12 protein-coding genes are annotated in these 13,323 nt (G+C 74.3%); 7 read left to right on the forward strand and 5 right to left on the reverse strand.

Features of this window, described 5'->3' with window-relative positions; translation table 11 throughout:
- Nucleotides 1-8 precede the first annotated feature (8 nt).
- From PV789_RS22510 to PV789_RS22525, 4 genes are all read right to left on the reverse strand, one after another.
- On the reverse strand, nt 9-1,019 hold the full coding sequence (locus PV789_RS22510) for a DUF5914 domain-containing protein (protein ID WP_274974435.1): 1,011 nt from the start codon (nt 1,017-1,019) through the stop codon (nt 9-11).
- Between the two features lie 50 nt (nt 1,020-1,069).
- Nucleotides 1,070-2,047: a phytoene/squalene synthase family protein gene (locus PV789_RS22515; protein ID WP_248771738.1), complete on the reverse strand. Its 978-nt coding sequence runs from the start codon at nt 2,045-2,047 to the stop codon at nt 1,070-1,072.
- The gene (crtI, locus tag PV789_RS22520; RefSeq protein ID WP_274978216.1) at nt 2,044-3,504 is read right to left on the reverse strand and encodes a phytoene desaturase family protein; all 1,461 of its coding nucleotides are present in this window, start codon (nt 3,502-3,504) and stop codon (nt 2,044-2,046) included. The genes PV789_RS22515 and crtI overlap by 4 nt, the downstream gene beginning before the upstream one ends.
- Nucleotides 3,505-3,620: 116 nt before the next feature.
- Nucleotides 3,621-4,763 (reverse strand): polyprenyl synthetase family protein, encoded by a 1,143-nt coding sequence (locus PV789_RS22525; protein WP_274974436.1) that lies wholly within the window; start codon nt 4,761-4,763, stop codon nt 3,621-3,623.
- Between the two features lie 178 nt (nt 4,764-4,941).
- Between PV789_RS22525 and PV789_RS22530 the strand changes: the two genes are divergently transcribed.
- From PV789_RS22530 to PV789_RS22560, 7 genes are all read left to right on the forward strand, one after another.
- The gene (locus PV789_RS22530) at nt 4,942-5,463 is read left to right on the forward strand and encodes a MarR family winged helix-turn-helix transcriptional regulator (RefSeq protein ID WP_274974437.1); all 522 of its coding nucleotides are present in this window, start codon (nt 4,942-4,944) and stop codon (nt 5,461-5,463) included.
- Nucleotides 5,464-5,830: 367 nt separating this feature from the next.
- Nucleotides 5,831-7,387 (forward strand): BCCT family transporter, encoded by a 1,557-nt coding sequence (locus PV789_RS22535; protein WP_498047717.1) that lies wholly within the window; start codon nt 5,831-5,833, stop codon nt 7,385-7,387.
- Nucleotides 7,388-7,418: 31 nt separating this feature from the next.
- Nucleotides 7,419-7,892, forward strand: coding sequence for an Hsp20/alpha crystallin family protein (locus PV789_RS22540; RefSeq protein ID WP_274974439.1), 474 nt, complete (start codon nt 7,419-7,421; stop codon nt 7,890-7,892).
- Nucleotides 7,893-8,054: 162 nt separating this feature from the next.
- On the forward strand, nt 8,055-8,681 hold the full coding sequence (locus PV789_RS22545; RefSeq protein ID WP_274974440.1) for a copper chaperone PCu(A)C: 627 nt from the start codon (nt 8,055-8,057) through the stop codon (nt 8,679-8,681).
- Nucleotides 8,681-9,886 (forward strand): Dyp-type peroxidase, encoded by a 1,206-nt coding sequence (locus tag PV789_RS22550; RefSeq protein ID WP_274974441.1) that lies wholly within the window; start codon nt 8,681-8,683, stop codon nt 9,884-9,886. The genes PV789_RS22545 and PV789_RS22550 overlap by 1 nt, the downstream gene beginning before the upstream one ends.
- A gap of 184 nt (nt 9,887-10,070) precedes the next feature.
- Nucleotides 10,071-10,631, forward strand: a complete 561-nt coding sequence (locus PV789_RS22555; protein ID WP_274974442.1) for a hypothetical protein — start codon at nt 10,071-10,073, stop codon at nt 10,629-10,631.
- 417 nt (nt 10,632-11,048) lie between these two features.
- On the forward strand, nt 11,049-11,873 hold the full coding sequence (locus PV789_RS22560; RefSeq protein ID WP_274974443.1) for a sigma-70 family RNA polymerase sigma factor: 825 nt from the start codon (nt 11,049-11,051) through the stop codon (nt 11,871-11,873).
- 66 nt (nt 11,874-11,939) lie between these two features.
- Here PV789_RS22560 and PV789_RS22565 read toward each other — a convergent pair whose 3' ends face one another.
- Nucleotides 11,940-13,274, reverse strand: coding sequence for a M16 family metallopeptidase (locus PV789_RS22565; protein WP_274974444.1), 1,335 nt, complete (start codon nt 13,272-13,274; stop codon nt 11,940-11,942).
- Nucleotides 13,275-13,323 lie beyond the last annotated feature (49 nt).

A 13,323-nucleotide genomic window follows, 5' to 3' on the forward strand; every position in this document is an offset into this window, starting at 1 on the left:
CCGGCGGGTCAGCCGGGCCAGCGGCCGGTGCTCCTGAGCAGGTACCGGCGCTCCGCGTAGTCCAGGTCGTCCCTCCACAGGCGCCGGGCGGCCATCCGCATCACGGGGCGCACGACCGGACCCGCCAGCTTACGGGCCAGCAGGAAGCCGATCCGCTCCGAGCTGGCCACGGTCGCCTCGATGACCGCCGTGCGCGCCACGCCCTTGTCGTCCACGCCCAGCGGGGTGGCGTGCGTCTCCACCACGCTGCCCAGGCCCTCGCCCTCGATGATGCGCATGACCACCGTGCGGGGGTCCGGGCAGCGGAACTCCGCGCGCACCGGCACGCCCCACCGGCCCGCCACCCGGAACCCCACGTCCACCACCATGCGGTCCGGGTCGGGGTCGGCCCCCTTGGGCACCTCGGTCACCTTCAGCCCCACGAACGAGTAGGGGTGGAACCACGAGCCGTGCCAGGGGTCGAGCCGGTTGGCCACCACGTCCTCGGGTTCGCACCGCCCCGCCAGACTCTCCACCGCCACCAGGCTCCCCGGCAGCGCGGGGCGCTCGGGGACCACCGGCTCGTCCAGGGGCTCCTCACCGCCCTCCCGGTCCAGGCGCACCCACACCAGGACGCCGTCGTCGTGCACCGGGTAGGGGTCCCACCCGGGGAAGCCGCCGCCGTCCAGCGACAACCCGTGCCACCGGCACACCAGGCGCCCGGAGTCCACCGCGCCCCGGCACAGCGGCGCGCCCAGGTGCGGGCAGGCGCCCGGCCCCGCGTGCGCGGTCCCCTCCGGGGTGCGCCAGGCCACCAGCTCGGTTCCGGCCACGACGCGTCCGAACGGCCGGTCCGCGCGGACCTCGGTGCTCGCGGCCAGCACGAACCAGTTCCCCGAGGGCCGGGCGAGCGCGCGTTTGAGCGCCGACCCGATGACGGAGGGCGAGCCCTCCCGCCAGGTCGGTTCCTGCTTCCTCCACGTGGTGGCGGGCATGCGGCGCAGGGGAAGCCGCCGCGGTCGCGGGTCGGGCAGTGTCACGGGGTCCTCCAGGTACGTCGTTCGAGGGGGCGGGGGCGGACCGCGCGTCCTCAGCCGGTCCGCGGGCGCGGCACCCGGCCGCGCAGGGAGCGCGCGATCAGCGACCGCGCGAGGGCGGGTACGGCGGCGGCCGCCTTGCGGGTGTCCGAGACGCGGTGCCGGACGCTCCACACGTCGTAGTCGGCCGCACGCACCTCGTCCAGAATCGCGCGGTAGAGCCGGAAGGCGGTGGCGACACACGGGCGCGCCACGGGGGAGAGCATCGCGATGCCCGGTTCGGCCCGCCGGTAGAAGCCCTGGTTGACCTCCACCAGGTCGGCGAGGGCCTCCCGCACGCGCGGGTGCTGCTCCCGGGCCCGCGCGCACTGCTCCAGCAGCTCGCGGTCCACACCGTGCGCGGCCAGCGCCTCCTCCGGCAGGTAGACGCGGCCGCGCCGCAGGTCCTCGGCCACGTCCCGCAGGAAGTTGGTCAGCTGGAAGGCCTCGCCCAGCGCGGCGGCGTGCGGGGCCGCCTCCTCGCGCGGCGCCACCGTCCCCAGGACCGGCAGCACCTGAAGGCCGATCACCGCGGCCGAGCCGTACATGTACTCGCGCAGGTGCTCCAGGTCGCGGTAGCCGGCCACCGTCAGGTCCATGCGCATGGAGGCCATGAACGCGGTGAAGTAGGCGTGCGGCAGCTCGTACCGGTGGACCGTGTGCGCCAGGGCCGAGAGCACCGGCGCCGCCTCGGGGTCCCGGGCGGGTTCGCCGTCCAGGACCCGGGCCAGGTCGGCGTCGATGACGTCCAGGCGGGCGGTCTGGTCCGCGACCGTGGCGCCCGGCGAGGGCTCGTCGACGATGTCGTCCACCCACCGCGCGAAGCCGTACAGGGCGTGCACCCCGGGCCGGTGCTCGGGCGGCAGCACCCGCGTGGCCGTGTAGTAGGTGCGCCCGTGGTGGGCGTGCAGGGCCCGGCACCTGAGGTAGGCCTCCCGCAGCGGCCCGCCGGTGATCCCGGCCGCGTCGAGTTCGGCGGCTCCCGTGTTCATCGGCCGCCTCCGGTTCTGCGGACCACCTCGGCCGCGGCGAGCTTCCCCGAGATCAGCACGGTCGGCACGCCGACCCCCGGTGTGGTCCCGCACCCGGCCAGGACGGCGTTGGAGGTGCCGGGGACCGTGTTGCGCGGACGGAACGGCCCCGTCTGGGCGAAGGTGTGCGACAGCGAGAACGGCGTGCCGTGCGCGAGCCCCTGTCGCGCCCAGTCCGCCGGGGTGACCAGGTGCTCGGCCCGCACGGAGGCGTCCAGCCCCTCCAGCCCGCGCTCCTCAAGGACCCCGACCAGGCGGTCCCGGTAGCGCGGTCCCTCGCGGTCCCAGTCGATGCGGCCCGCCGCCAGGTTGGGCGCCGGGGCGAGCACGTACAGCAGGTGGCGCCCCTCCGGGGCCAGTGACGGGTCGGTGAGGGTGGGCTGGGTGACCAGCAGGGAGGGGTCGCTCATGGTGCGGCCCTCGCGGATGATCTCGGTGAAGGTGCGCTTCCACGCGGCGCCGAAGGAGATGGTGTGGTGGCCCAGCCGCTCCCAGGTGCGGTCGGTGCCCAGGTGCAGCACGACCGCCGAGGGCGAGTAGCGCGCGGCCACGGGGCGCCGGGGCTTGTGGCCGAGCAGCCGGTGGGCGGCGGGCAGGTCCGCGGTGAGCACCACCTGGTCGCAGGCCAGGCGCTCGCCGTCCGCGGTGACGACGGCGCTGACGCGGTCGCCCGCGCGTTCCAGGCGCGCGACCTCCTGGCCGTAGCGGACGGCTCCCCCGGCCTTGGCGACCGCGCCCGCGAGGGCGTCGCCCAGGGCGCGCATCCCTCCCCGGGGGAAGTACACTCCGGCGACGGTGTCCATGTAGGCGATGACGGCGTAGGCGGCCAGGGCGCTCTCCGGCGCCACCCCCGCGTACAGCGACTGGAAGGAGAAGATCCGGCGCAGCCGCTCGTCGCGCACGTGGCGGCCCACGGCCGGGGCCAGCCTGCCGAAGCCGCCCATCGCGAGGAGCCGGAACAGGTCGGGTCGGACCAGGTCCAGCGGGGACCGGAACCGGGCGTCGATGAACGAGCGCATCTCCACCCGGTACAGCCGGGTGAGCCAGTCGCGCAGCCGCAGGTAGCCGTCGGCCTCGCGCTGCCCGGCCACCCGGGCGACCTCGGCGGCCATCGCCTCGCGCTCGGTGTGCACGTCGATCACCGAGCCGTCGGCGAAGGAGGCGCGGTAGGCGGGGCTGAGGGGCACCAGGTCCAGCCGGTCGGCCACGGTCTCGCCGACCGCGCCCAGCGCCTCGTCCAGGAGTTCGGGCATGGTGAGCACCGTGGGGCCGGTGTCGATCTGGAAGCCGTCCAGGTCGAGCCGCCCCGCGCGCCCGCCCGGGTGCGCCTCGCGCTCGACCACGACGACCTCGCGCCCCGCGCCCAGCAGGTGCAGGGCGCAGGCCAGGCCGGACAGGCCCGCGCCCACGACGACCACGGGACCGCGTCCGCGCGGCCCGGGCCCGGACCGGGGCGGAGGCGGCGGCTCGGGGGTCTCCTCAGGCACGGTGGTGCTCCTCTCCGGTGTTGCGGATACCTTCCCCGCCTGGCGGGTCACACACGGTCACGGGCGATCCGGGAGGCCAGGCCGCCCAACCCCTCCAGCACGTGGGCGGGCGCGTCGAGCCCCTCCAGGCGCGCCCGGCCCTGTTCGACGAGCTCACGGCACCTGGCCCCGACCAGGTCGCGCGCGCCGAGGCGGTCCAGCGCGTCGGCCACCTCCGCGGGGTCCACGTCCTCGTCGGGCAGGCCGATCCGGTCGAGCAGCCGCAGCGCGGCGTCGTCCCCGCGCTCGCGGGCCAGGCGGGTGCCGGTCACGAGCAGCAGCGTGCACTTGCCCTCGCGGATGTCCTCGCCCACGGGCTTGCCGGTCCGGGAGCTGTCCCCGTAGACGCCGAGCAGGTCGTCCCTGAGCTGGAAGGCGATGCCCACGTCCCTGCCGTAGCCGCGCAGGGCCCCCACCACCGCCGGGTCGGCCCCGGCCATGGCCGCGCCCAGGTGCAGGGGGCGTTCGACGCTGTAGGAGGCCGTCTTGAGCAGGTCCACGCGCAGGGCGGCCTCCTCCGAGCGCTCCCGGCGCGCCTGGGCGCGCACGTCGAGGAACTGCCCGGCCATGATCTCGGTGCGCAGGTCACGCCACACGGCCCGGGCCCGGACTGGCTCGGGCACGCCCGGCAGGGCCTCGTTGAGCATGTCGTCGGCCCAGACCAGGGCCAGGTCGCCCACGAGGACGGCCAGCGCCTCCCCGTAGCGGCGGGAGTCGCCGACATGGCCGTCCCGCTCGTGTTCGAGGGCGTGCGCGGCGTGTACCGAGGGGCGGCCCCGGCGGGTCGGCGAGCCGTCCATGACGTCGTCGTGGACGAGCGCGCAGGTCTGGACGAGTTCGACCGCGGCGCAGGCCTGGCGGGCGGCGCGGGCCGTCTCCCCCGAGGGGGCGCCTCCGCCCGCGAGCCACCCCCACCAGGCGAGCAGGGGCCGCATCCGCTTGCCGCCGTCCAGGGTGAAGCGGACGGTCGTACCGGCCAGGCCCCGGCCGAAATCTCCGTCGAGGTCCTCCGAGTCGCGGAGCCTGCGCTCCAGGTAGTCCTTGAGCGACTCCTCCAGGGCGGAACGCTCGTCGGCGACTCCGGCGTCCGGCGGGCGCGGGTGCCTGTGGGTGTTCAGGATGGGATTGACGGTGTCCTCCCCGGGTAGCATCCGGACAATGCAACTCGGTTTCCATGAATCTTGGCAACCGAACTACTTCCCCCTCTGCGAGGGTCAAACCCTTCGCTGGTGGAGGGGTGCGCCTCCCGGAGAGGGTTTGTGCGTCCCGGTGGCGCTTAGAATTCCAGGAACGGCCGGAGCCACCGGCCACGAACGCGAGAGAGGAACCATGGACACCGCGTCGGCCGCATCCTCTCCGACCGGCTTCGAAGGGTCCGGAACCGCGGATCCCGAGGTCGGGTCGCGGGCCGAACTCTACGACGCGTTGCAGACCGACGGGCAGCGACTCGCCGTACGGCTCATCCGCATGCTGCACCGGATGGCGGAGCGCTCGGGGATGAACCCGACCGACTTCCAGTGCTACACGCTGCTGCGCGTGGGCGGTTCCATGACGCCGGGCGAGATCGCCGACAGCCTGTGCCTGTCCACCGGTTCGGTGACCGGGGTGATCGACCGGCTGGAGGCGCACGGCCTGGCCGAGCGCACCCGCCACCCCGAGGACCGGCGCAAGGTCGCCGTCCGGCTGACCGGCGACGCCGCGCGCCTGGGCCCCGCCACCGCGCCCGGCATGCGCGAGGCGATGACGGCCGCGCACGCGGACTACTCGCTGGAGGAGCTGGCCACGATCACGGACTGGCTGGACCGGATCGGCACGGCTCTGGACCGGCTGTCCGCGAAGACGGAGCCGTGAGTCCGAAGGGGCGGAGGTGGCGGCCGTGAGCATGGCACCCGCAGGGGACGAGCGGAACGGGGGTGACCTCTCCTACCCCGATACGTGCGGACATATGCAGTCATGTGTCCAATCAGGGCCCATGGCACCGCAAGGGATATTTCTCCGCTCGTAGGACAACACTCCACGATTGTGCGGTTGCTTCACGAAAAGGCTTCTGGCATCTACCATCCCACGGGACATGTCCGTGGGCCGGTGTCCGCACCGGTCCGTCATCCCCCGACCAGGGACAGCGATCCTCCGGGGCTGGGAAGGAGTCAGCATCTCATCCCTACGCGAGTACATCCGAGAACACACCAACCCCACCGTCTTCGGGGTTTCCGGGGTCGTGATCCTCGCCTTCGTCATCGTCGGCATCGTGGCCACCGAGCCGATGCTCGACGCGGCCACCGCCACGCGCGACTGGATAGGTGAGAAGCTGGGCTGGGTCTACGTCCTGTCCACCACCTTCTTCCTGGTGATGGCGATCTTCCTCATGCTGAGCCGGTTCGGGAAGATCCGGCTGGGCCCGGCCGACTCCAGGCCCGAGTTCGGGACGCTGGCCTGGTTCGCCATGCTGTTCACCACCGGCATGGGCATCGGCCTGGTGTTCTGGGGGGTGTCGGAGCCCATCCACCACCTGACCTCGCCGCGCTCGGCCGAGTTCGTCACCCCCGAGGGCGAACCGCCCCCGCCCGAGGCGGCGAGCGAGGCGCTGGCCCTGAGCTACTTCCACTGGAGCTTCCACCCCTGGGCCATCTACATCGCGCTCGGCCTGTCGCTGGGCTACTTCGCCTTCCGCAAGGGCCTGCCCCTGCGCCCCGCCTCAGCGCTCTACCCCCTCCTGGGCGACCGGGCCTTCGGCTGGCCCGGGAACGTCGTGGACATCCTCGCCATCTTCGGCACGATCTTCGGCCTGGCCACCTCGCTGGGCCTGGGCACCCTGCAGATCAACGGCGGGCTCAACCACGTCTTCGGCATCCCCACGAACGCCACCGTGCAGTCGGTCATCATCATCCTCATCACCGCGATCGCGCTGGCCAGCGTGCTCTCGGGCATCGACAAGGGCATCCGCCGCCTGTCGATGATCAACCTGTGGCTGGCCTTCCTGCTGCTGGTGGTCGTCTTCGCCCTGGGACCCAAGCTGTGGATCGCCAGCATCATGACCACCGGCACGGGCGAGTACCTGAGCAACATCGTCGAGTGGAGCCTGGCCTTCCCGAGCCCGCTCATCGACGAGACGGCGGCGGCCTGGACCACCGCGTGGCCCATCTTCTACTGGGGCTGGTGGATCTCCTGGGCCCCGTTCGTGGGCATCTTCCTGGCCCGCATCTCCTACGGCCGCACCATCCGCGAGTTCGTCATCGGGGCGCTGTTCGCCCCCGTCGCCGTGTCCATCCTCTGGTTCGGGGTGTTCGGCGGCTCCGGCCTGTACTACGAGCTGTTCGGGGACGCCGGACTGAGCGCGCTGAGCGAGGAGGACCGGTCCTTCCGCCTGGTGGAGCTGCTGCCCGGGGGGCCGCTCATCGGCGGCATCATCTCCGTGCTGCTGATCATCGTGGTGGCGGTCTTCTTCATCACCTCCTCCGACTCCGGTTCCCTGGTGGTGGACACGCTCGCCAGCGGCGGGAGCCTCAAGCCGGTCAAGGCCCAGCGCGCCTTCTGGGCGATCAGCGAGGGCGCGGTCACCCTGATCCTGCTGGTACTGGGCGGGGAGAACGCGCTGTCGGCGCTCCAGGCCGCGTCGGTGGTCACCGGACTGCCCTTCGCGATCATCCTGCTGCTCATGGTCTGGGGCCTGATCAAGGCGCTGTCGGATGAACCCAGGCCCGGCAGCCCCAGGGAGCAGCGCGCCGAGGACCGGCCCCGGTCCGACCGCTCCCCGGAGAACCAGGCGCGCGACTAGATTCCCGTCAGCACGAGGAAAGGAGGCCGCCGTGGCGCCGAAGAAGTTCCACAACCCCTTCCACGGTGTGGTGGACATGATCACCGAGATGAACCGCATCTCCGACAGCATGTCCTCGATGGAGACCGGCAACGCCGGTGAACGCGAGCGCGGGCACGCCGACGCGTGGAGCCCGCCCACCGACATCCTCGCCCGGGGCAACGACCTGATCGTCCGCTGCGAGGTCCCCGGGGTCCAGGAGCAGGACGTGGCCGTGAGCCTGAACAACGGCATCCTCACCATCAGCGGCGAGCGCCGCCGGGACGGGGACGACGTCGTCTACTACTCCTCCGAGCGGTTCATGGGCACGTTCCGCCGGGAGATCAGCCTCCCGGAGGCCGTGGACGAGGAGGACATCGAGGCCAGCTACGGCGAGGGGCTGCTGGAGGTGGTGGTGCACGGCGCCGCCAACGCCCGCGGGCCCAAGCGCATCGCCGTCCGCAAGCGGACGCCGAAGAGGTCCTAGCCACGCCCGACGGGGCGGGTCCGGCACGGCCGGGCCCGCCCCGTCGGCGTGCGCGGACCGGTTGTGGCGCGGTGCACCCGGACGCCGGGAACCGGACGGCCCCGCGATCCGACCCGTAGGGGGAACGGCCGCGAGAACGCGGCTCGTACCCCCGGAGGGAACATGGACCGCATCCGCACCAGCCGTACCGCATGGGCCGCCCCACTGCTCTGCCTCGGCCTCACCCTCACCGCCTGCGGCGGGGCGGAGGAACAGGGCGCCGCCCCCGCGGAGGAGGCCGCCGACAGCGCGGCGACCGCCGCCGACGCCTTCTCCGTGACCGACCCCTGGATCAAGGCCGTCACCGCCGAGGAGGGGATGACCGGCGTCTTCGGCGTGCTGGCCAACGGCTCCGACGAGGAGATCACCGTCGTCTCGGCCGACTACGACGCGGCCGGGCTGGTCGAGCTGCACGAGGTCCTCTCCGAGGGCACCGACGCCACCATGCGCGAGAAGGAGGGCGGGTTCCCGATCCCCGCCGGGGGCAGCGCCACCCTGGAGCCCGGCGGCGACCACATCATGCTCATGGAGCTGACCGAGGACCTCTCCCCGGGAGCCGAGGCGACCGTCACCGTGGAGTTCTCCGACGGCTCCACCACCGAGTTCACCGCCGCGGTCAAGGACTACGCCGGGGCCAACGAGGAGTACGGGGGCGGCCACGGCGAGGGGCACGGCGACGGGGAGCAGGGCTCCGGGGCGGAGGGCGAGGGCGGCCAGACGCACGGGGACGAAGGGCACGGGGACCACTGATGGGCGGCGAGTCCCGGCTCAGCCGCAGAGGACTGCTCCTGGGCGGCGCGGCGGCCGGTGTCGGCGCGGCCGGAGGCGCGCTCGCCCACCGGTGGGCCGCGGAACCGGTCGCGGCCCCCCAGGCGCCCCCGCTCAACGGCACGCTGACCGTGCCGTTCCACGGCGTGCGGCAGGCGGGCGTGGAGACCCCGCCGCAGACGCACGGCACCTTCGTGGCGCTGGACCTGGAACCGGGGGCGGACGCGGACGCGGTCGGCCGGCTCCTGCGGCTGCTCAGCGACGACGCGGCCCGCCTGTCCCGGGGCGAGCCCGCCCTGGCCGACACCGAGCCCGAACTCGCCCTGGTCCCGGCCCGGCTCACCACCACGTTCGGGTTCGGGCGGGGTCTGGTGGAGCGGGTGGACCCCGACGCGGTGCCGGACTGGCTCGGGCCCCTGCCCGAGTTCGGGCACGACCGGCTCGACCCGGCCTGGGGCGAGGCGGACCTGCTGCTCCAGGTGTGCGCGGACGACCCCGTGACCGTCTCCCACGCGGTGCGGATGATGCTCAAGGACGCGCGGGCCTTCGCGCGGGTGCGGTGGACGCAGAGCGGGTTCCGCCGGGCCCACGGCTCCCAGCCCGAGGGCACCAGCATGCGCAACCTGATGGGACAGGTGGACGGGACGGTCAACCCGGCGCCGGGAACCGGGGACTTCGACCGGTTGGTCTGGGGCGGGGACCCGCCCCGGTGGCTCAAGGGGGGCACGAGCCTGGTGCTGCGCCGCATCGCCACCCACCTGGACACCTGGGACGAGCTGGACCGGCCCGCCAGGGAGGCGGTCATCGGCCGCCGCCTGGACAACGGGGCGCCGCTGACCGGTGCCGAGGAGCACGACGAGGCGGACCTGGAGGCCACGGACGCCTCCGGGCTGACCGTCATCGCGGACTTCGCGCACATCAGGCGGGCCCGCACCGACGACCCGGACCAGCGGATCTTCCGACGCGCCTACAACTACGACGAGCGCGGCTCGGGCGGCGAGGAGGCGGGGCTGCTGTTCGCCTCCTTCCAGGCCGACCCGCTGCGCCAGTTCGTGCCCATCCAGCGGAGCCTGGACGAACTGGACCTGCTCAACGAGTGGGTGACCGCGGTGGGCTCATCCGTGTTCGCCGTCCCGCCGGGCTGCGCGGAGGGAGGGTACGTGGGGCAGACCCTGCTGGAGGGGTGAGGCTCCCCGGTTCCCCGGGAGCGGGGACCGCCGGAGGGGCCGCCGAGCAGGCGGAGGGGCGGGACGCCCCGGTCCCGGAGGCCGCGTCCGGCCTCCGGGACCGCGTGAGGCGGCGCCTCCGCGCGGACGACCGCTCGGCCCACCCCCCTGGGCGGGGACCCGGAACGGGTGCGACGATGAACCCATGACGGAGCGGCCACCCCTGCGCGCGGCCCGCGCCGGGGTGTTCGCCTCGGTGTGCTCCGCCGTGTCCGTGGGCGGCCACGCGCTGTCCTCCGAGCACGCCGTCCCCTTGGGCGGACTGCTCGTCGGCGCCGTCTTGGTCTACGCCTCCGCGTGGGCCGCGACCGGCCGCGAGCGCGGACTCGGCGCGATCGCCGGATGGATGGCGTGGGGCCAGCTGGCCCTGCACCTGGTCTTCTCCACGGCCCAGGCGGCGGGCGCCCACGGCGCCCACTCGGCCGACCCCGCAGCCGTCGAGGCCGCCTCGGGCGGCGCCCGGATGCTCGTCGCCCACCTCGTGGCGGGCGCCGTGTGCGCCTGGTGGCTGCGCCAGGGCGAGGCGGCGCTCTTCGCCTACCTGCGCCTGGCCGCCGCCGCGCTGCTGCCCGTACTGGTGCTCACGGTCCCGCGACCGGTGCCCGAGCGGGTGCCCTCGGCCCCGCTCCCCGAGCGCGAGACACCAGCCCCGGCCGCGCCCTACCTCCGGCACAGCCTGGTCCTGCGGGGACCGCCCGCAGCGTAGGCCGTGTTCGACCGCGCCACCGGCCGCCGCGCGGCGGCCGGCGCCCGCGAACACGCGCCGGGCAGCTGACCCGGCCCCGCCCGCGCCCGCGCCGCCAGTGCGCCCTGCGCCCCGACGACCGCGTTCCGCGGGGACCGGCTCCGAGCCGTCCCCGCGCCGCACCGTGTCCCCGGAGGCCACGGCCGCGCGGTCCCGGCTCCGCCCGGGCGGACACGGGCGTCCGGGTCAGCGTCTTCACGCCGCGTCCTCCGCACCGCCGCGCCCACGCGCGTGCGTCCGGAGGCGTGTCCGGTCCCCGCGTGCCCGGGTCCGGTCCCCCGTCGGGGACCGGCCGCGCACGCTCCCGTCACCGCGCGCACCACCGCCCGAGGCCACCGGCCGCCGGGCCGCTGGTGCACGCCGGAACCCGGAGCACCGATGCCCACCGACACCGTCTTCCAGGAGCAGCGCCCGGCACGGGCGCGCCGTTCCCACCCCGACCGCCCGGCGCACCGTCCGCGGCGCGACCACCGCACCGACCCGCCGCCCCCCGCGGCGGTCGAAGCGGACGAGCCCGCTCGCGAGGGCGGGCCCGCCTCCGCGAAGGGCCCCGCTCTCCCGCGGGGGCACGCCCGCCCGGAGGAACCCGGCCTTCCGGAGGAACCGATCCGTCCGGAAGGACCCGCCCTCGCGGAGGGACCGGCCCGTTCGGAGGAGTCCCCGTACGCGGGGGAACGCGCGCATGAGCGGGACGGCGAACTCGACCGGCTGGCGCTCGCCGCCCGTGAGGGCTCGGCCGCCGCGCTCGACGCGTTCGTCCGGCGCACCCGCCCCGACGTCGCCCGCTACATCGCCCGCAGGGTCCACCCCGACCGCGTCGAGGAGCTGAGCCAGGAGACCTACCTGCGGGCCCTGCGCGGCCTGCCGAGGTTCGCCGGGCGCGCCCCGGCGCGGACCTGGCTGCTGGCCATCGCCCGCAACACCGTCGCCGACCGCTACCGCCACGACGCGGCCCGCCCCGACTGCGTGCACCACGCCGACTGGGACCTGCTGCCCGCCCGGGCCGTCCGGTTCGACGAGCACGTGGCCCTGCTGTGCCTGCTGGACGGCCTCGCGGCCGAACGGCGGCAGGCGTTCGTCCTCACCCAGGTGGAGGGCCTTTCCTACGCCGAGGCCGCCCGGCTGGCCGACGTGCCCGTGGGCACGATCCGCTCGCGGGTGGCCCGGGCCCGCGGCGACCTGGTACGCGGGCTCACCGCCTGAGGGCGGAACACGACGGCCCCGGACCGCTCCGCCTGCGCGGAGCGGCCCGGGGCCGCCTACGTCACATCAGAAGACCCGGTCGGCCGCGTAGGGGCCGATCACGGCCAGCGCGCGCGGCCGCGACAGCAGGTCGGCGGCCACCTCGGCCACCTCCGCGCCGGTGACCGCGTCGAACAGCGCCAGGCTCTCGTCGATCGAGTAGTGTCCGGGCCGGTTCAGCTCGTGCGAGAGCAGCCGCCCCATCCGCGCGTTGGTGCCCTCGCTGCCCAGCACCAGCGAGCCCTGGATCTGACCCTTGGCGCGGGTCAGCTCCTCCTCGGTGATGCCCGAGGCGGCCACCTTCGCCAGCTCCTCGCGGCACACCCCGATGACCTCGTCGGCCTTCTCCGGCAGGCAGCCCGCGTAGATCTGGAAGCTGCCGGTGTCGGCGTAGTCGGCGTTGTAGGCGTGCACCGCGTAGGCCAGACCGCGCTTCTCGCGCACCTCCTGGAACAGGCGCGAGGACATCCCGCCGCCCAGGGCGGCGCTGAGCAGCCGCAGCGCGTGCCACCGCGGGTCGGTGCGGCAGAGCCCCTCCGACCCCAGGATGATGTGCGCCTGCTCGGTCTCGCGCGACTGCACGACCGTGCCGCCGTAGGTGGCGACCGGCGAGCCGCCGATGCGGGGGCGCGCGGGGCGGGCGTCCCCGGCGGCGGCCGAGTGCCCGGCGAACAGCGTGCGGACCTGCTCCACCACCAGGTCGTGGTCCAGGCTGCCCGCGGCGGTCACGATCAGCTCGCCGGGCACGTAGGCGTCGCGGTACTGCTCGGCGATGCGGTCGCGGGAGAGCGCCTCGATGGTGTCGGTGGTGCCCAGGATCGGTCGGCCCAGCGGCGAGTCGCCGAAGAAGTGCGCCGCGAAGACGTCGTCCACCAGGTCGGCGGGCTCGTCCTCGTACATGGCGATCTCCTCCAGGATCACGCCCCGCTCGGTCTCCACCTCGCCCTCGTCGAGCACCGAGTTGGCCACCATGTCACCGATGACGTCGACGGCCAGCGGCAGGTCGCGGTCGAGCACCTTCGCGTAGTAGCAGGTGTGCTCCTTGGTGGTGTAGGCGTTGTGGTCGGCGCCCACACCGTCCAGCAGCGCGGAGATCTCCAGTGCGGAGCGCTCCTTGGTCCCCTTGAACAGCAGGTGCTCCAGGAAGTGCGCCGAGCCCGCGTGCACGGAGTCCTCGTCGCGGGAACCCGTGGTCGCCGAGATACCGAACGCGGCGGAGCGCACGCCCGGCACGGCCTCGGTGACCACGCGCAGGCCGCCCGGCAGCACCGTGCGGCGCACCAGTCCGGTACCGCCGTCCGGCTCCAGCAGCGTCACGGTCGTGTCCGGGTCCTGCTCGGCGGCGATGGGGACAGAGCTCATGGGTCCTTCTTCTTCGTCGGGACGTCGGTGGCCGGTCCACCCGGCGGTT

Origin of the sequence: Nocardiopsis camelliae (genome assembly GCF_028993595.1) — a bacterium.
In the GTDB taxonomy this organism is placed as follows: Bacteria; Actinomycetota; Actinomycetes; order Streptosporangiales; family Streptosporangiaceae; genus Nocardiopsis; species Nocardiopsis dassonvillei.